The sequence below is a fragment of the Nostoc sp. NMS9 genome, from assembly GCF_017114995.1.
Taxonomy (GTDB): Bacteria; Cyanobacteriota; Cyanobacteriia; order Cyanobacteriales; family Nostocaceae; genus Nostoc.
Window position 1 is genome coordinate 105,973 of record NZ_JABXKL010000002.1, and the last position, 18,686, is coordinate 124,658.

Here is an 18,686-nt window from a genome sequence, read left to right on the forward strand (position 1 = left end):
AAATTTTGGAGGTATAAGCAGATGGTAAAATCATCAACTAAACCCCTAACTTTAGAGGATTTTTTAAAACTACCAGAAACAAAGCCTAGCTTAGAATACATCAACGGTCAAATTATTCAAAAGCCAATGCCACAGGGAAAACATAGTATTCTTCAAGGTGAACTAGTCAGTAATATCAATTCTGTAACCAAACCTCAAAGAATTGCCCCTGCATTTCCAGAATTGCGATGTACTTTTGGCGGACGTTCAATTGTCCCTGATATAGCTGTGTTTGCTTGGGAACGGATTTTATTAGACGAGCGTGGAGAAGTGGCAAATGTCTTTAAGACATATCCAGACTGGACAATTGAGATTCTTTCACCTGATCAAAGCCAGACTAAAGTAACCGGAAATATTCTACATTGTTTAAAACATGGTAGTCGCTTCGGTTGGCTGATTGATCCAGATGAGCATTCTGTTTTAGTTTATCCACCAAAGCAGCAACCAGAACTTTTACAAGAAGAACAAGAAATATTACCAGTTCCCGATTTAGTTAGCGATCTTCAATTAACTGTAGGGCAACTATTTGGATGGTTAAAGTTATAAGCAATTGTATATATTCATATCTATCTTTGGGAATACTAAAGGTAGTAATTTACTGAAGTCAGAGCGAGATAATGGATTTCGTGAATTTAATAAAAACAGGTAATAGTTGGAAATTTGCGACTGAAGCTGATTTAGAAGATTTTGTCTGGGCTAATTTAAAAGAACTTTTTGGATTAATTCCGCTAAAGCGACAATATTATGTTAATGGCCAAATTTGTGATATTCTAGCATTGAGAGAAAATAAACAGTTAGTGGTGTTGGAATTGAAAAATGCTGAAGATAGATATATTGTTCAGCAGCTAACTCGATATTATGACGCTTTACACGAAGTAAAACCTTTAGAAGACGAAATAGACTATCAACAACCTATTAGCTTAATAGCAATTAAGCCTAATTTTCATAGAGATAATTTTATAGATAAAAAATATCATCATTTATCTATTGATTTTTTTGAGTTTGCTGTTTTAGCAGATGAGTTTAACTATTATTTCCAGATAAAAAATTTAGATTTAGATAATGAAAAAGTTTCAAAAATAGAAATTCCTCATCAGGACAGAGAGAAAAATGAAGATATACTTCCACCTTCTAGAGGGCTGATGAACCGTCTAGCTAAATGCTCTTCTGAACAACAAGAGGGAATATTAAAAATTCGTCAAAAGGTTCTAAGCTTTGATAAACGGATGGAAGAAATATCTTCTGCTGTTAGTTTTAAATATGGAAATGGTAATAGTAAAACAAGTAAATTTTGTGCTGAATTTTACTTTGATAGTAAAGGAATACCAATTATATTTTTATGGTTAGGTTTAAAAAATAATAGTAGTGACCGTATAAGTAGAGCAAGGATTTGGACAGATTGGCAAGGCAATGCTTTGTTAGAGGGATATGTACCAAGTGGAATTGGCGCAAAGATAAATTTATCCAAAAAGAAACTTTCAAATAGAGTAAAAATCATGAATGAAATAGTAGCAAATAAAAATTTAACTTATCGAACAAATAAATATTTTAGTCAATATTATAAGGATCGAAATAGAATAACTAGGAAAATTAATAACTCGGAACCTTTAACATACGAGGAAAGACAATTACTAGAAATTGATGCAAATGAATTTACTCTTGTTAGGGGAGGTGGAAGACTTAATACATATAAATTTGATCGCTATGATTCTCTAAATGGATTAGTTGAGGTAGCTTTAGAAAAATGGCGAAAAAGGCTATAAGCAAAGTATCACTATTGCAATCTTAAAGATTTCAGCAGATTCCTATAGTCGATATCGCTTTAGAGACTTGGCTAAAAAGTCTTTAAGAAAAGCTACATTGACAGCACTGATAATTTTTCCTAATCATTAGTATTATTAATAATTATTACGATTTTGTCATAATATATTAATATTTATAGCCCTCTTTGCAGATATCTATATTTGTTTAGCGGCGAATTCTATTCACCGGAATAATTAAACCCATGAGTCAAATAATCTGGATAGCAAGACACGCTAACCGCCTCGACTTCGTAAACCCCGATTGGTTTCTCACCGCCGAACGACGTTACGATCCACCCTTGTCTGATGATGGTATGGTGCAGGCACAGCAGTTAGCTAAACGATTGAAAAAAGAAAATATTGGTCATATTTTCGCTTCTCCTTTCCTGCGAACCGTACAAACAGCAAATGCAGTTGCAGAAATGCTCAACTTATCGATCAAACTCGAAACAGGTTTGAGTGAATGGCTAAATCCAGTTTGGATGACGGAAGAACCCGAAAGACTGCCAACTCCAGCATTAGCAAAGTTATTCCCCAGAATTGACAATAGCTATACTTCGCGCATCGCCGCCAAATATCCTGAAACTCACGAAAAAGTGCGAGAACGTTCTGGACAAACGGCTAGATGTTTAGCTACTGAGTTCTTCCCAGAGGATATACTGCTAGTGGCGCATGGTGCATCTGTATTGGGTGGAGCAATGGGACTAGTGGGGGAAATTGCCAAAACAGAAGTCAAAGCTTCTTTATGTTCTCTGGTAAAAGTGGTACGCCAAGACCCAGAATGGTTATTAGAACTAACGGGAGATACTTCCCATTTAACCCACATAGAAGAAGTTATTCGATTTGCTTAAACCTCTGATAGAGATTTGCGTTCATGCCTTCTGCTACGTTGGGTATATCCTACAAAAAAGTAATTAATTCACGAATAAATTCTATGACTTTGTTACTAGCAGGAGACATCGGCGGGACGAAAACTATTCTGCGATTGGTTGAAACATCGGATTCACCAGCTTTACATACTATTTATCAGGAAAGTTACCACAGTGCTGATTTTCCCGATTTAGTACCCATAGTGCAGAAGTTTTTGGTCAAAGCTAATACACCTACACCAGAAAAGGCTTGTTTTGCGATCGCAGGCCCCATTGTCAAAAATACTGCCAAACTGACCAATTTAGTCTGGTTCCTAGATACCGAACGTCTACAAGAAGAATTGGGTATCCCGCACATTTCTTTGATTAACGACTTCGCCGCCATTGGTTACGGCATTTTAGGTTTACAAAAACAAGACTTGCTGACGTTGCAAATTGGCAAATCTCAACCCGAAGCCCCGATTGCAATTATTGGTGCTGGTACTGGTTTAGGCCAAGGATTTTTAATTAGACAGGGAAACGACTATCAAGTTTTTTCTTCAGAAGGAGGACACGCTGACTTTGCCCCTCGGAACGAGATCGAGTTTCAACTGTTGAAATACCTGCTGGGTAAACATGATATCCAGCGCCTTTCTGTGGAACGTGTGGTTTCTGGAATGGGAATTGTGGCAATTTACCAATTTTTGCGCGATCGCAAATTTGGCACTGAATCACCAGATATTGCCCAAATTGTTAGAACTTGGGAACAAGAAGCGGGACAGGAAGAGAAAAGTGTTGATGCTGGTGCTGCTATTGGTACGGCTGCATTGCAAGGTAGCGATCGCCTCTCGGAACAAACTTTGCAATTATTTATAGAGGCTTACGGTGCAGAAGCCGGCAATCTCGCCCTAAAACTCCTACCTTACGGTGGCTTATATATCGCTGGTGGAATTGCACCCAAAATCCTGCCCTTAATCCAAAATAGCGGTTTCTTATTAAATTTCACCCAAAAAGGTAGGATGCGCCGCCTTCTTGAAGAGATCCCCGTGTATGTTATCCTCAACCCGCAAGTCGGCCTAATTGGTGCTGCTTTACGTGCTGCTAGGTTATAACAGCTAGCATCATCAGTGAGATCGGCATCTCAAAGGGCAAAAAATATGACAGTTAAAAGTCTGTTGCCACTAATAGCCGCCACACTTGTCTGTGGTGGTTCTGCTTTTGTGGAAGCGCGTCAACCCAAACCTCCGGCGGCTGTTGTCAAACCAAAGGTTTCTCAACCCGTGCAGCCACAATGGAAGTTATTCACCGCTCCAGATGGGCGCTTTAGTATTTTGATGCCGGGAAGCCCCAGCAGAAATACCGAATTCCAAAAAACTTACATGGGGGAAATTACCTTAGAAATATTTGTTGCTCAACCACCAAAACAGCAAGTAGCATACATAGTTGCTTACAATGATTTTCCTTATAGTTACGGTCAAATGGCTGACCCCCAAGTTGTACTTAATAATGCACGGGATATGGCTTTAAAGACTACGAAAAGTAATTTAATTAGTCAACGAAACATTCGTAGTTCCAATAATCATCCCGGCAAAGAAATTCAGTACATCAATTCTGGAGGGAAAATCACTATTAGTAGAATGTATGTTGCCGAAGGAAGATTATATCAAGTAATGGCAATAGCTACAAAAAAACAGCAGAAGGCACTAGCTAAAACCATTACTGGGTATTTAAATTCTTTCAATGTAGTTTTGAAAAAGTGAAATAAATAAAACTTCTACTAGATTAGCCTTGCAATCAATTGCAGGGCTAAAAAGTAGTTATGCGAAAATAATTGCAGATAGTGTATAATCTGTTACGGGTTATGCAATGCACTGCAAACCGGATAAACAATTTTGGATTGTCGCTAACAAGATTTTTCCATTGACCAAAACAATTGTCAATTCGCAATTAAATACAAGAAATCACTTAATTGTTTAATTGTTAATTAATGGGTCTATTGCCTCCACTGATTCAAAGAATCAGTGGTCTTAAATCAGTGGTGGGTTCAAGCCCCCACTGATTTAATAAATTGCGAATTGCGAATTGGTAATTGCGAATTGGAATTGACTTTTTTTAATTTTTAATTAAAAATTAAGAAGAATAATAATTTTTAATTAATTTGAAGAATAATAATTTTTAATTAATTTTGGGTACAAGCCCCCACTGATTGCAATTTTTAATTAATAATTTTTAATTTTTAATTGGAGCGTACCCCTTTGGGGAAGCAAGCTACGCGCAGCGTCTTGTAGAGAAGCGACTTGACTCCTAACTCCTAAATTCTGCTGTATTTTATTTAATATTTAAGTTTTTTAGCTGATATCATACAACTTATACGCTACTCAAGCGCTTGTTCAAACATGATTTCTAACACTAGGATGTCATCCTAACAATAATTGCAAAATTAAATAAAACCAAGTGAAATAAATGGTTGATACTGTTGATACTGCCGTTACCGCTGGTTCTTTTAGCACCCTAGTTGATGCAATCAAAGCTGCCAATCTGATAGATACTCTCAAAGGTGTTGACTCGTATATCGCCTCTGCATCCACAAATGAAGCTTTTGCGAAGCTTCCAGTAGGTACTGTAGAGACATTGCTTAACAATATTAATAAGCTCCAGGAAATCCTGACGTATCATATAGTTTCCGGCAAGGTGATGCCCATAAAGCCGATTCAAGGTTCAATTTTGAAAATTGACCCTTTCCATAATTTCAAGGTAGATTATACCCCACAGCCTCAAAACCCGATGCTGCTGATGATAACGGTGTCATCCACATCATTGTTGATTCCTCGGTAAATAAACATATAGATGGCGAATAATATCTGTGGAGTAGAAACTATTTATAGTCACTACTTCAGGACTGTCTAAATATATTTTAAGTAACTCAACTTTCATTAAATATCACACCTCTCTTCTTAAAAGAGGTGTGATATTTAATGTTTTTTAAGCTTGTTTCACTTAGTTAATACTTTAGACTGCGACATCATTTATTTTCAAAATTGCCTGATCAATAAAAACAACATCAACTAAATTAATTTAACAATTTATGCTTTGAAAAGGAAACATTGTTTGAATTCATGTCTGATCAACGATTGAAATGTATAAGATAAACGTATGATGTTTAACTTTTTCACAAAAGTTTAAAAACTTGAGAGTAGACTCGATGATTTTGTATAACTTTAAGTGAGTAAAATGTTAGTATCACAGAGAAAGCTATAAAATTGCAGATATTTATAAAAGTTAAGGTTCATGATTTGAGGAGCAAGGTTTTTCTCCTATGGTCAAGCGATCGCTCCGAGCATCACTCACCGGAATTCAAGAGGCTAAAAGAGCATTTGCTCTCAAGGGGTGGACACAAGACAATCTAGCAGCAGAAGTCAACCTCAAGACTAGACAACCAATTTGGCGGTTTTTCAGTGGTCGTCCGGTTGAGCGTCATACCTTTATTGAGATTTGCTTAGTTTTGGAAGTGAATTGGCGAGAGATTGCTACCGATCCTCCGGCAGAATTCCGTGAACTAGAAGAATACGCCCAGCCCTCTGTGGTGGATATTGATACATTAGTGCAACAAGTGCGATCGCAACGCTTCGACAAAATTCAAGACCAGTGTGGTATTTTGCAGTTATTGGATATCAGCCGTCCCGTTGCGATCAATGACATATATATAGATGTGAATATTTTGGAGGAAATTGCCAGTCAACAGTGGCTAGAAATCACTGAACTGCAAAACCTTGACCGAGAAGAATTTGACCGTTTTGGCTTAGGTGAGATTGACCAGAGACAGATACCTGGTATACAGGCAGTTGAAACACACTCCAAGCTCAGGGTGCTAGGCAAACCAGGAGTAGGTAAAACCACCTTTTTGCAACATCTCGCCATTCAGTGTAACCAAGAAGCATTTGCGCCGAAGCACGTGCCAATCTTCATCACACTGAGAAATTTTGCTGAAGAATCTAAAGTCAGCAACGAGTTCAGTTTATTAAAGTACATCCACCAAGAGTTTCTCACATCTGGAATTTCAGATCCCTCAGTCATCGAAACCTTGCTGAATGCAGGCAGAGTATTACTGTTACTTGATGGCATGGATGAAGTTCTTAACCAACAAAGCAATGCTGTCTTAAGCGAAATTCGGAGATTTTTAGAGAAGTATCACAAAAATCAGTTAGTGGCCACTTGTCGAACAGCAGCTCAAAGACTTAAACTCCGAGGTTTTACCGATGTTGAAATTGCCCCATTTACCTCAGAACAAATCCGAGCCTTCGCTCAAAAATGGTTTGTGGCGTTTAGCAAGACCAATCAAAAACATGGTCAGGCGCAGTCCGTTGAGTTTATTCAAAAGCTGGACTTACCTGAAAACTGGCAATTTCGCCAACTTATCGTCACACCCCTATTTCTGCATCTTGCCTGCTGGCTGTTTCATGGTCAAGAAAAATTTCCAACTAAGCGGACTGACTTTTATAAGCAAGGTTTAGACCTTCTGTTGGGCAAATGGGATGAAGCCAGAGGCATAGAACGGGATAACGTTTACCGAGGGTTTTTACTACCACAAAAGCTCAAGTTATTGAGTCAAATTGCAGCAGCGGCATTTGAGCAGGGTCAGTACTTTTTTGAACAACGCATCATTGAGCAATACATTGGTGACTATATTCAGAATCTAAGCAACGTGCCAATAGATGCAGAGGAACTGCAAATAGAAAGCGAAGCAGCGCTGAAGTCAATCGAGGCTCAACATGGGCTACTGGCAGAACGGGCGCGGGGAATTTTTTCCTTCTCCTATCTGGCCTTTCAAGAATACTTCACAGCGAGAAAAATCGTTGCCAGCCATAACCTACAGGCATTTGAGCAAGCTCTGGAAGGACTGGTCAGTCATATCACCGACCCGAACTGGCGCGAAATCTTCTTGTTAACCGCTACCATGCTCCGAAGTGCAGACTCTCTAGTACAGTTGATGAAGCAACAGATTGATGCACTGGTTGCCGAAGACCCTTATTTACAAGAGTTTTTGACGTGGGCGAGCCAAAAATCTCGCACTATTCCCACCCAACCAAAAGATGCGACAGTTCGAGCATTTTACCTTGCCTTAAGTCGGACTCCTCACATAGCTCCTCACTTTGCCCTAGCCGCCAGCCTCGACCAGGGGATGTTTCTGGATGCGGCATTAGATGACCTGCTGCTGGAGTGTGCAATTGATAGCAGCCAAGATTTCGCCCATTTCCACGCCTGTGGAGATTCTCTCTCGAACATTCTGGGCATTGTTTTAGATGTTGGACTCTATAAATCCCTGCGACAACTCTCTGACCAATTTCCCAATTCTCGTCAAAGTCAAGAACGATTTGAGCTATGGTGGCAGACGAACTATTCAGCCTGGGCTGAACAGTTAAAGAGCACGGTGATTAATTATCGCAACATTAACCATCAGTGGCAGTTTAGCCCTGAACAACAGCAAGTGCTGCAACGCTATTATGATGCCAATCAGTTACTACTCGATTGCCTGCATAGCAATTCGGAAGTGACGCTTGCTATTAGGCAGGAAATTGAAGCCACCTTATTGTTGCCGATAAAAGAACTTGAGGACAGGGAATGGCAATAAGCTATTACGCATTTAAATTGCACTCTGAATGTAAGCGTATTAGCTTAATTCTTTTGGTTAATTCCTCAAAGAGTTTTGAATTGCAAAAATGATTTTTATTACATTTTGTGTCGAAGTTAATCAATTCATTCACAAAATCAAACAATACCAAGTTTATTATGTCAAAAATCTGGATTTTCGCTATCAGGATTTTTATATGGATCACTATAATCAGGTAGACAAAAACAAATTCCTCAACCACCGCCATCGATACCTGGGTGAATTCACACCCCAGAACCTTGTATTCAATGCTAATCTTCAGGAATTTTCTCAAAGCGTTTGTTACATCTTCAATCTACACAGTGCAGAAGAACTTTCTTCACAGGAGTGCTACGAGGAGATTGAGTTGCTCTGGCAGCAGTTAGCACAGAGCTATAAGGCACTAGGAGTTGAGAAAAATGCAACTTGATGATTTGCTGTTGAGAACTGTTGGGTATCTGTAGGAAGTAGTCGGAAGTAGGGTGTGTTATGCCGTTCGCTTTTAGCGTTCCCGTTCGCGTAGCGTCTCGTAGAGAAGAGAAGGGTAGGGCTAACGCACTCTACCAAAACTGTGCGGGTTACAGGTGTGCTACCCTACGGTAAGCCGCTCTGCATCAATACTTTGTGTCGCCGCGAATTCTATTCACCTTAGCTCTAAGTTGACCAAATAATTACTAATTTGCAATGACGCTTTCTACCAGACGCTGCGCTTAGCTTGCTTCTTTGCAGGAGTACACAGACTCGCTACCGTAATTCGTAATTGAAAAAAGTACAAGCCCCCACTGAATTTTTAATGAGCGTGGTATTCAATCAGTGGAGAGTTCAGAGCTAACACTGATTGTAATTGCGAATTACAAATTATCAATTACGAATTACTTTGACACCAATGGGTATTGCCATGCCCTTATTTGAAAAGTTTTCCTACGTTTTGTGTTGTAGTTAATCAACTCATTTAGGAAATAAAACAACACCCGCTCATAGTACAAGAACAGAACCTAGTAATTTTAACTATTAAGTGGTTCTCTGCTACTTTTTATTTGACCTATCCTGTTGTCTCGTCTCTTTAAGAGTACAGATTTTTTAGATCGCTTTGCACTTCAAGTCCTAATCGCAGGTCTTATTATGAATTTAATCAATGACTTTTGCTTGGCAGTTGGGATACTCAAAGGTGTACAAGTACTCGTTGTAGACAATGATCGCGATAGTAGAGATTTGTATGCTTTTTTACTCAAAGACCTGGGCGCAAATGTGATTACCGCTGGTTCTGTAAAAGAAGCTTTAGAAATCCTGAGTTGGTTCACGCCCAACGTCATTGTCTGTGAAATTAGATTTTTAGGTGAAAGTATTTATACATTGCTAAATACATTGAATGCTATAGAGGCAGACAATGGTAAGCATATCCCAATCATTGTAACTTCAACATCTACCACAGGTACTTGTGACCACATTCCAGATGTAGAGTTTGAAGAATATTTACTTAAGCCATTCGACCTTGACGAATTTGTTTCTATGATTGTGAATCAAGTAGAGGAAAAAGTGGTGGAAAATTTTTGCACTGAGCTACTAGTTGCAGACTAGTAGGTAAGTTGAAGTATCTGCGTTGTTTAAGCGCCCTGAAATAAATTTCTAGACTGCATAGCTAAAACCCTTGTTCAGGGTACAACTGTAGGTTAGAACAGCCTACAATGTAAACACATAGGTTTGAGTGAATGATAAGCTGTGCCCACAAAAATTACAAATATACTTATTCATCCACCTCATACCAATTCTGTATGAAGATGCGCTAAACCATATTTAAGTACAAGAAAGAAAAACGAACCGCATTCGCGCAGCGTCTCGTAAGAGTTGGACGCAAAGGATACAGAGCAACTAAAGCGCGATCGCACTATAGCAATTTTATCTGATTTGTGAGAATTGCCAGCCGTAGATTTCCAGCTTCTCAAAAAAGTCGGGGATCTTGTTTCTCACGAATAGTTCAGGATTGCACTAATATGCTGTGGCTAAAGTCACCCTTTCAGGTGAAGACATACAGAAATACGAATGCCTAGTATTAAGGAAGATTAAGCAACTGTGAAGCTTATTATGCGTCTAGTTGTTAATTGACTCATAAAAATTTAATCCCAAAGCTTTAACAACTCCGTATTCTCCACTTGTCCTCTAACTAAAAAATATTCTTATACAGCAAGATTTACAGGCTTCTATAATATGGCTACGTACATAGAAATTCCAGTTATTGGCAAAGTTAAGTATCCATTGCGCTGGCTGATAGGGCTGATGGCAGGGAGTGCTTTGGTTGTGGGTACTATCACAACTTACACCTTGGTAAATCAAGGGACAAACAAAGAAGATATTGCTCAACTAACTGTGCCAGTTGGAGCACAAAACGTCACGTTGCGGATTACAGCTAGTGGCAAAGTCGTGCCAGTTCAGAGCGTAAATATTAGTCCCAAGAACCCTGGAGTGCTATCGCAATTATACGTGGAACAAGGCGATCGCATTCAACAAGGGCAAATTCTCGCCCGCATGGATAGTGCCGGTATTGAGGCTCAAAGGAGCCAGTACCGGGCTAACTTAGCCCAAAGTCAAGCACAGCTAGCCGAAGCCCTTGCTGGTAGTCGTCCTCAAGAAATCGCTCAAGCTAGGGCGCGATTAGCACAATCTCAAGCTCAATTAGCCGCGGCTAAGGCTGGTAATCGTCCCCAAGAGATTGCTCAATCTCAATCTCAAGTAGATGCGGCTCAAGCAAGGGTGAATTACACCAGTGAACAGGTAAAGCGTTACCAATATCTATATAAAGAAGGAGCAGAGAAAAAACAATTACTCGATCAAGCCATCAGCGACGACAAAAGTGCTAGAGCCAATTTAGAAGAAGCTAAAAAACGATTTTCCTTAGTCCAAAGTGGTACTCGGAATGAGGAAATTGACCAACGCCAAGCCGCTGTTAACGAAGCACGGGCAGCATTGGTACTCTTAGAAGATGGCACTCGTTCTGAGGAAATTGCCCAGCGTCAAGCCGCTGTTGCATCTGCTGAGGCTCAGTTAAAGGGTGTACAAGTGCAGTTGGAAGATACTATTATTCGCGCTCCTCTGTCGGGAATTGTTACCCAAAAGTATGCCGAACCAGGCGCGTTTGTCACACCCACAACTTCTGCATCTACTAGTGCATCGGCGACTTCCAGTTCAATTGTGGCTGTAGCACGCGGTTTAGAAATATTAGCTCAAGTTCCCGAAGCCGATCTTGGCAGAATAAAACAGGGACAGCAGGTGGAAATTGTCGCCGATGCCTATCCCGATCAAGTTTTTAAAGGTCATGTGCGCCTGATTGCTCCCGAAGCAGTGGTGGAACAAGGTGTGACATCCTTCCAGGTGCGGGTTGCTCTCGATACTGGTATAGATAAACTGCGTTCTGGCTTAAATGTGGATCTGACTTTTTTAGGCGATCGCGTTAATAATGCCTTGGTATTACCAACGGTGTCAATCGTCACTGAAAAGGGTAAAACTGGCGTACTTGTACCAGATGCAAAGAATAAACCCCAGTTCCGCGAAGTTACAGTTGGGGCACAAATTCAAGAACAAACTCAGATTTTAGAGGGAGTTAAAGAAGGCGATCGCATTTTTGTTAACCCACCCAAAGACTACAAAATCGAGAAGGCAAAAGAACAAAATAATTCGTAATTCGTAATTATATTAAGATATGAATTTCCTCGAAAGCATGAACATGGCGGGGAAAACCCTGCTGTCAAATAAGCTGCGTAGCGCCCTGACGATGTTAGGTATAGTTATTGGTAACGCTTCGGTGATTGCTATGATTGGCATTGGCGAAGGTGGGCAAAAATACGTTAATAAACAGCTGGAGTCACTAGGGCCAAATGTGCTATTTGTACTGCCAGGTAATCGAGAAACTCAGCGTATCTCCTTTGAAGTGCCAAAAACTCTGGTGTTGCAAGATGCGGATGCGATCGCTTCTCAAGTACCAACAGTAGTAGGAGTTGCACCAGAGTTAAACAGAAGACAGGTAGTTACATACCGCAACAGAAACACCGATGTCAATATCATTGGTACAACTCCCAGTTTTCTATCTGTGCGGGATTTTGAAACTGCTAAAGGCAGGTTTTTCTCTGAGGTAGACATCAAGCGAAGTAACCAAGTGGTAGTGCTGGGTGGAGACTTAACAGAAAAACTATTCGGTAATAGTAATCCTGTAGGCCAGCAATTGCGAGTCGGAAATACCAGCTTTCAAGTAATTGGGACGTTAATAGCCAAAGGTTCCAGCGTGGGAGCAGATTATGATGATGCTGCCTTAATACCAATTACCACATCAGCAAACCGACTTGTGGGCAAAAATTCTCCTTATGGTATCGCCTTAGATTATCTCGTTGCTGCTGCTCGTGATTCAGAGAGTGTGGATGCAGCAGAATTTCAAATTACTAATTTGCTGCGTCTACGACACAAAATTAATGGTGAAGATGATTTTACTCTTCGCAGCCAAAAAGATGCTTTGCAAACTGTCGGTCAAATTACAGGTGCATTGACAATTATGCTAGCTGCGATCGCAGGCATATCCCTGTTTGTCGGTGGCATTGGCATTATGAATATTATGCTAGTCTCCGTCACCGAACGCACCCAAGAAATCGGATTGCGAAAAGCGATCGGGGCAACTGAGCAAGATATTTTGCTACAGTTCATCATTGAAGCAGTGATAGTTTCCGCAGCTGGCGGCTTAGTTGGGACTGCGGTTGGTGTCAGTGGCATCCTATTAGTGGGAGCCTTGACTCCTTTAGAAGCGAGTCTTTCTCCTGTAGCGATTACTATGGCAGTTGGTGTCTCTGGAGGAATTGGTTTATTCTTTGGCGTTGTTCCTGCACGTCGCGCTGCTAAACTCGACCCCATTGTGGCTTTGAGAAGTGCCTAGTACCGGAAGGCGGAATTCAAAATTCAAAATGACGCTCTCTACGAGACGCTAAAAGCGTAGGTTGCTTCTCTGTAAGAGTACGCAGACTCGCTAACGCTGCGCTAACAAAATTCAAAATGAATACAGTGTAAGCGTTGCTCTGGTTTGCTGCGTCATCTATCACTGGACAACAGCTAACCCTTTAAGCGCTCTAGTAAACGATCGCCAACTCGCAATGAATTAGCGATAATGGTCAGCGTCGGATTGACGGCGGAACTGGATGGAAAGAAGCTGCCATCGACAACATAGAGATTATCCACGTCATGGGTACGGCAATTGAGATCGAGTACGGAGGTTGTTGGGTCTTCTCCAAAAAGACAAGTACCGCATTGATGACCAACCGATTGCAGCGGCATCATGTTGCGGGGATAGAGACTAAATGGAATACAGTGTTCTGCCCGATCAACCTGCTTGAGAACAGTTACCCAGCGTTTAGCTAGGCGATCGCTTGCTTCTAAGTTGTTGGGTTTATAGTTTAAGTAAAGGCGCTCTTCTTCCACCCGCACGCGATTCTCAGAATCGGGTAAATCTTCTGTTTGTAACCACCAGCCAACTGTATGATCGGCAACTGTTTTCAGTTCTGCTCCTGGTCGTAGTCTTAATAGTGGAGCCATCAGTGCAGGAACCTCGGCGGGTAGCATATCTGCCAATACGTTGCCAGTATTTTGTACCAAGCCCATTGGGTAGGGAAAATCGGATTCGCCCCAATAAAAATCACTAATGGCGATCGTCTTTTGATAAACAGAAAGATTGAGTTTTGTGTTGAGTTGCACCATTGCCATGCAAACATGTTTCATCAGGTTGCGCCCCACCCGATCGGAACTGTTTGCTAATCCGTTGGGATGTTGGTGATTGTGCGATCGCAATAACAATGCTGCTGAGTTAATCGCGCCGCAAGCAACTACAACAATATCGCCTGTAAAAAACTGAGTTTCGCCGTCAATCTCAGCTTCTACGCGGGTGACTTCTCGACCAGAGGAACTTGTATGTAACCGTGTGACTTTGGCTTCAGTCAGTAAAGTGATGTTTTCATAATGGCGAATGTGTTGAATACAGTTAATTTCAGCATCAGCTTTACCTTGAGTTAAACAAGGAAAGCCATCGCAGGTATTACAACGAATACAGTTTCCCAGGCTCTTATCTACTTCATTAAGTTTCAATCCCAACGGCAGATTAAAGGGATGCAAACCAGCTTCCCTCAGACTGTTAACAAGTTCCTGCATTCGGGGTTCATGGTGTACGGGAGGATAAGGATAAGGTGAACTCCTAGCTGCCTCGGTGGGATCGATACCCCCTTGACCGTGGACATCATAAAGCTGCTCTGCTTGAGTGTAGTACGGTTCAAAGTCGCGGTATTTTAATGGCCATTCTGGTGAAATACCGTCCTTGTGTTCCACTCGCTCAAAATCGCGTTCCCGTAATCGCAACAAAGCTGCACCATAAACTTTGGTATTACCACCAACCCAGTAGTTCGTTGCTGGACGGAAGGGTTTATGATTTACGTCATACCACTGCTCTGGAGTGTGATATCGTTCTTTTTGATAAACTTCCAGCGCACTCCAATTTTCCTTTTCTCGCGGTAAAAATTTACCCCGTTCCAAAATTAAAATTTTCTTGCCACTGGGTGCAAGATGATAGGCTAAAGTGCCACCACCCGCCCCAGTGCCGATGATAATCGCATCATAATGAGTGTTCGTTGTCATGATTGTTCTCCTGGAATTGGCAGAGAGTCACTCAAATCGATTTTGCCGTGACGATTGTAGTCACAGCGAAAAATACAGCGTTTATGATTGTTGTGATGCAATTTGGCACACTTGACGGCGCGTTTACCAAATAGATATTGATATACTCCTGATGCCAGCAACATCCCCGCAGGTGGCACAATTACATATAACCAAAATGCTGTCCAAATGTGGGCAGGGAAAGCAGAAGCCAGACTGCGGGCAGGATTCATGCCAAAGCCAGATAGAGGAGCTTCAAAAAAAACGTAAAGCATTACCAGAAATCCGGCAAATAGCCCTGTAAAGCGATTGAGTTTCTGGTTGTTACTACTTAGCAGCACGGTCATCATCATCACAAATGCAATGATTAGCTCGCCCAATAAAGCTATAACCCACCCTGATGTTCCTGGGATGGTGACGATATAGTTCACAGGCACTTTGGTGAACACCTTACCCAGCAATAATGCCACCAAATAAACCCCAAACAAACCGCCCAAACACTGAAACAGAATGTAAAAAATAGCATCCTGACGTTTGACTTTTCCCAGACGATAGAATGTGAGCGTGACAGCAGGATTCATGTGTGCGCCCGATTGCTTGCCCCAAGGCGAATAAATCAGGGTAATTGCCGTTATCCCCATGACCACACCAATTAAAAACCGACGCAAATCGCCATTGGGAATTGCTTGATGAATTGGAGAACCAGGATACTGAAACACACAGGTAAATACTCCCGCAGCAATCATAAATAATCCCAGTTCTGCTGCTTCCATTAAGTATTCTGGTAAATGTTTTCTAAATGTTTCCATGCTGCTGCTCTTGCGCTCGGTGTTCAGCATTTTGGAGAATTAGCGCGGCGACTAATCCTGTCCAACCTGTTTGATGACTAGCTCCAATACCCGCCCCATTATCTCCATGAAAGTATTCATGGAACAAAATATAATTGCGCCAATGGGGATCGGATTGAAATATTTCCAGACCGCCATATACCGGACGACGACCGACAGGATCTTGCTCAAAAATCGCAACTAAGCGATGAGAAAGGGCGATCGCTACTTCCCGTAATGTCATTTCTTGCCCGGAACCTGTGGGATATTCCACCTTCAAGCTATCTCCGAAGTAATCATGAAACTTCCAGAGTGCTTCAATAATTAAGTAGTTTACCGGGAACCAAATCGGGCCACGCCAGTTAGAGTTACCACCAAACAAATCTGTGGTAGATTCGGCAGGTTCGTAACGAACGCAGTAATCATGTTCGCCTTGATTTAATATATAAGGATCTTTGAGGTGATGCTTGGAGATGGCGCGAATTCCGTAATCACTCAAGAATTCATTCTCATCCAGCATCCGTTGCAGAATACGTTGTAACTTTGTCTTGTAAGCGATCGCTAACAGTCTTCTCGCACCTACCCCCGGTGTTTCCATACAGGCGACATTATCTTTTAAATCTGGGCGATTGCGAATGAACCATTCCATCCGACGCTTGAAGCCGGGAAAACGCTGTAAAGTTTCTAATTCCAAAACTGTGACAGCGTAGAGGGGAATTAACCCAACCATTGAGCGCACTTTCACCGGAAATTGCCGGCCATCGGGTAAATGCAGCGCATCGTAGTAAAAGCCGTCTTCTTCATTCCATAGCGAAATATCTGCATTCCCAATACCGTCAATGGCATCGGCAATGTAGAGAAAATGCTCGAAGAACTTGCTGGCAATGTCTTCGTAGGTAGAATCTTCCTTGGCGAGTTCCAGTGCGATCGCTAGCATATTTAAACAGTACATTCCCATCCAGCTTGTACCATCTGCTTGATTGAAATGTCCGCCTGTAGGTAGTTCCTTGCTGCGGTCAAATACCCCTATGTTGTCCAGTCCCAAAAACCCGCCCTGAAAGACGTTCTTACCTTCTACATCTTTGCGATTTACCCACCAAGTAAAATTCAGCAGCAGCTTATGAAAGACCTTTTCCAGAAAAGCGCGATCGGCTTTTTTGTAAGACTTCTGCTCGATTTGATAAACGCGCAAAGCTGCCCATGCTTGCACGGGGGGATTAACATCACCAAATGCCCATTCGTAAGCAGGTAATTGACCATTGGGCTGCATATACCATTCCCGTGTCAGGCGGTCTAGCTGCAACTTAGCAAAATTTGGATCGATGACAGCTAAGGGAATCAGGTGAAAGGCTAGATCCCAAGCAGCAAACCAAGGGTATTCCCATTTGTCTGGCATCGAGAGGATATCTTCACTGAAAAGAGAAATCCACTCATGGTTGCGTCCAGCCTGTCGTTCCGGTGGAGGTGGCGGCTGTTGGGGATCGCCCTTGAGCCAGTCATGAACGACATAGTTATAATACTGCTTGCTCCATAGCAAGCCGGCAAAGGCCTGGCGCTGAATATTGCGCTCATCTTCTGACGTTGGGAAAGGACAGATGCCCTGATAAAATTCATCAGCTTCGGCAATGCGTGTCTGGAAAATTGTGTCAAAATCTTTGCCAAAAGGATCTGTCAGTGTTTGCACATCACTTAACCGCAAGCGCACAACTTTAGTTTCACCTGGATTGATGGTTAATTTGTAGTGAGAAGAAAACTTTGTGCCTATACGTTTAAAATTGACGGCTGCTGTTTTCCCATTCACCACATACTCATTAATGCCATCTTTGACATAAGGTGAGTCATTGTTGTAACCAAATAATCGTTCGTAATTCGTTTCGTTGTCGGTAAAAAGAAGTTCTGTATCTCCTTGGCAGTAAAGCCAACGAGTTCCCAGGTTAGAATGCTCGGCTTCAATTAAACTGAAGTTGGAATTTGAGCTAACTACTTTCATAAAAGGTTTCTCAATTTCGGGATTCCAAGCCCAGATATTACGAAACCAGAGTGTTGGCAGTAGGTGGAGTGTGCTGACTTCTGAACTGCGATTAGCGATCGCAATTTGAATTAAAATATCTTCCGGTGCGGCTTTGGCATACTCGATAAAAACATCAAAATAACGGTTGTCAGCAAAGATGCCCGTATCAAGTAGCTCAAACTCCGGCTCAAATTTGCTTCTGCGGCGATTTTCTTCTACCAGTTGCGTGTAGGGAAATGCTTGTTGGGGATACTTGTACAAGCATTTCATGTAGGAATGGGTGGGCGTATTGTCAAGATAAAAGTAATACTCTTTAACATCTTCACCGTGATTACCTTCTGTGCCGGTTAGTCCAAACAGTCGTTCTTTGAGAATGGGATCGTTGCCATTCCACAGAGCGATCGCAAAACACAAACGCTGCCGACTATCAGAAATACCAGCAATACCATCTTCACCCCAACGATAAACACGCGATCGGGCATGATCGTGAGGAAAATAATCCCAAGCAGAACCGTCGTGGCTGTAATCCTCCCGCACCGTTCCCCATTGGCGATCGCTGAGATAAGGCCCCCAGCGTTTCCAGTAGGCAACACGTTCTTGATCCTGCTGCAATCTTACTTCTTCTGGAGTCACGTCGCTTCGCTCCGAATTCAAAATTTAAAATTTAAAATTCAAAATGGGAATTGGGAATGGGGAATGAAGCTTTGAACTCCATTAATGAGTCTTTGAACTCCATTAATGAGTCTTTGAACTCCATTAATGAGGCTTTTAACTCCATTAATGAGTCTTTGAACTCCACTCCTATGACCAATGCCCCATGCCCCATGCCCCATGCCCAAT

General features: G+C 41.7%; 13 protein-coding genes and 1 pseudogene. 11 read left to right on the plus strand and 3 right to left on the minus strand.

All coding sequences use genetic code 11. The features are described from left to right. The first annotated feature begins 21 nt into the window (after positions 1–21). From HWQ40_RS00910 to HWQ40_RS00960, 11 genes and pseudogenes are all read left to right on the plus strand, one after another. The gene (locus tag HWQ40_RS00910; protein ID WP_292774405.1) at positions 22–585 is read left to right on the plus strand and encodes a Uma2 family endonuclease; all 564 of its coding nucleotides are present in this window, start codon (positions 22–24) and stop codon (positions 583–585) included. A gap of 80 nt (positions 586–665) precedes the next feature. Then, positions 666–1,802 carry an endonuclease NucS domain-containing protein gene (locus tag HWQ40_RS00915; protein ID WP_292774407.1) on the plus strand — a complete coding sequence of 379 codons (1,137 nt, stop codon included), beginning with the start codon at positions 666–668 and terminating at the stop codon, positions 1,800–1,802. 242 nt (positions 1,803–2,044) lie between these two features. Then, positions 2,045–2,692: a histidine phosphatase family protein gene (locus HWQ40_RS00920; RefSeq protein WP_292774409.1), complete on the plus strand. Its 648-nt coding sequence runs from the start codon at positions 2,045–2,047 to the stop codon at positions 2,690–2,692. An 83-nt stretch (positions 2,693–2,775) separates the two neighbouring features. Further along, positions 2,776–3,801, plus strand: coding sequence for a glucokinase (locus HWQ40_RS00925; RefSeq protein ID WP_292774411.1), 1,026 nt, complete (start codon positions 2,776–2,778; stop codon positions 3,799–3,801). Between the two features lie 45 nt (positions 3,802–3,846). Beyond that, positions 3,847–4,449 (plus strand): hypothetical protein, encoded by a 603-nt coding sequence (locus HWQ40_RS00930; protein ID WP_292774414.1) that lies wholly within the window; start codon positions 3,847–3,849, stop codon positions 4,447–4,449. Positions 4,450–5,152: 703 nt separating this feature from the next. Beyond that, positions 5,153–5,547 (plus strand): annotated as a pseudogene (locus HWQ40_RS00935) (fasciclin domain-containing protein). Positions 5,548–6,005: 458 nt separating this feature from the next. Continuing rightward, the gene (locus HWQ40_RS00940) at positions 6,006–8,318 is read left to right on the plus strand and encodes an NACHT domain-containing NTPase (RefSeq protein ID WP_292774416.1); all 2,313 of its coding nucleotides are present in this window, start codon (positions 6,006–6,008) and stop codon (positions 8,316–8,318) included. An 88-nt stretch (positions 8,319–8,406) separates the two neighbouring features. Further along, the gene (locus HWQ40_RS00945) at positions 8,407–8,766 is read left to right on the plus strand and encodes a hypothetical protein (protein WP_366933873.1); all 360 of its coding nucleotides are present in this window, start codon (positions 8,407–8,409) and stop codon (positions 8,764–8,766) included. A 692-nt stretch (positions 8,767–9,458) separates the two neighbouring features. Next, a complete protein-coding gene (locus HWQ40_RS00950) occupies positions 9,459–9,914 on the plus strand; it encodes a response regulator (RefSeq protein ID WP_292774418.1) in 456 nt (151 codons plus the stop codon). A gap of 627 nt (positions 9,915–10,541) precedes the next feature. Continuing rightward, the gene (locus HWQ40_RS00955) at positions 10,542–12,011 is read left to right on the plus strand and encodes an efflux RND transporter periplasmic adaptor subunit (protein ID WP_292774420.1); all 1,470 of its coding nucleotides are present in this window, start codon (positions 10,542–10,544) and stop codon (positions 12,009–12,011) included. Between the two features lie 19 nt (positions 12,012–12,030). After that, on the plus strand, positions 12,031–13,248 hold the full coding sequence (locus tag HWQ40_RS00960; RefSeq protein ID WP_292774422.1) for an ABC transporter permease: 1,218 nt from the start codon (positions 12,031–12,033) through the stop codon (positions 13,246–13,248). A 173-nt stretch (positions 13,249–13,421) separates the two neighbouring features. On the opposite strand, the gene HWQ40_RS00965 is transcribed toward HWQ40_RS00960, so the two are convergent. Genes HWQ40_RS00965 through HWQ40_RS00975 form a run of 3 tightly spaced genes read right to left on the minus strand, consistent with a single transcriptional unit; the run spans position 13,422 to position 18,479 of the window. Beyond that, positions 13,422–14,990 carry a GMC family oxidoreductase gene (locus HWQ40_RS00965; protein WP_292774424.1) on the minus strand — a complete coding sequence of 523 codons (1,569 nt, stop codon included), beginning with the start codon at positions 14,988–14,990 and terminating at the stop codon, positions 13,422–13,424. After that, positions 14,987–15,817, minus strand: a complete 831-nt coding sequence (locus HWQ40_RS00970; protein WP_292774426.1) for an aquaporin — start codon at positions 15,815–15,817, stop codon at positions 14,987–14,989. Before HWQ40_RS00970 ends, HWQ40_RS00965 begins: the two co-directional genes overlap by 4 nt. Then, positions 15,804–18,479, minus strand: coding sequence for a glucosidase (locus tag HWQ40_RS00975; protein ID WP_292774428.1), 2,676 nt, complete (start codon positions 18,477–18,479; stop codon positions 15,804–15,806). Before HWQ40_RS00975 ends, HWQ40_RS00970 begins: the two co-directional genes overlap by 14 nt. Between the last annotated feature and the right edge of the window lie 207 nt (positions 18,480–18,686).

Coding starts and splice junctions, on each gene's coding strand:
- HWQ40_RS00910 (WP_292774405.1), top strand. CDS start 22: ATGGTAAAATCATCAACTAAACCCCTAACTTTAGAGGATTTTTTAAAA.
- HWQ40_RS00920 (WP_292774409.1), top strand. CDS start 2,045: ATGAGTCAAATAATCTGGATAGCAAGACACGCTAACCGCCTCGACTTC.
- HWQ40_RS00925 (WP_292774411.1), top strand. CDS start 2,776: ATGACTTTGTTACTAGCAGGAGACATCGGCGGGACGAAAACTATTCTG.
- HWQ40_RS00930 (WP_292774414.1), top strand. CDS start 3,847: ATGACAGTTAAAAGTCTGTTGCCACTAATAGCCGCCACACTTGTCTGT.
- HWQ40_RS00940 (WP_292774416.1), top strand. CDS start 6,006: ATGGTCAAGCGATCGCTCCGAGCATCACTCACCGGAATTCAAGAGGCT.
- HWQ40_RS00945 (WP_366933873.1), top strand. CDS start 8,407: ATGATTTTTATTACATTTTGTGTCGAAGTTAATCAATTCATTCACAAA.
- HWQ40_RS00950 (WP_292774418.1), top strand. CDS start 9,459: ATGAATTTAATCAATGACTTTTGCTTGGCAGTTGGGATACTCAAAGGT.
- HWQ40_RS00955 (WP_292774420.1), top strand. CDS start 10,542: ATGGCTACGTACATAGAAATTCCAGTTATTGGCAAAGTTAAGTATCCA.
- HWQ40_RS00960 (WP_292774422.1), top strand. CDS start 12,031: ATGAATTTCCTCGAAAGCATGAACATGGCGGGGAAAACCCTGCTGTCA.
- HWQ40_RS00965 (WP_292774424.1), bottom strand. CDS start 14,990: ATGACAACGAACACTCATTATGATGCGATTATCATCGGCACTGGGGCG.
- HWQ40_RS00970 (WP_292774426.1), bottom strand. CDS start 15,817: ATGGAAACATTTAGAAAACATTTACCAGAATACTTAATGGAAGCAGCA.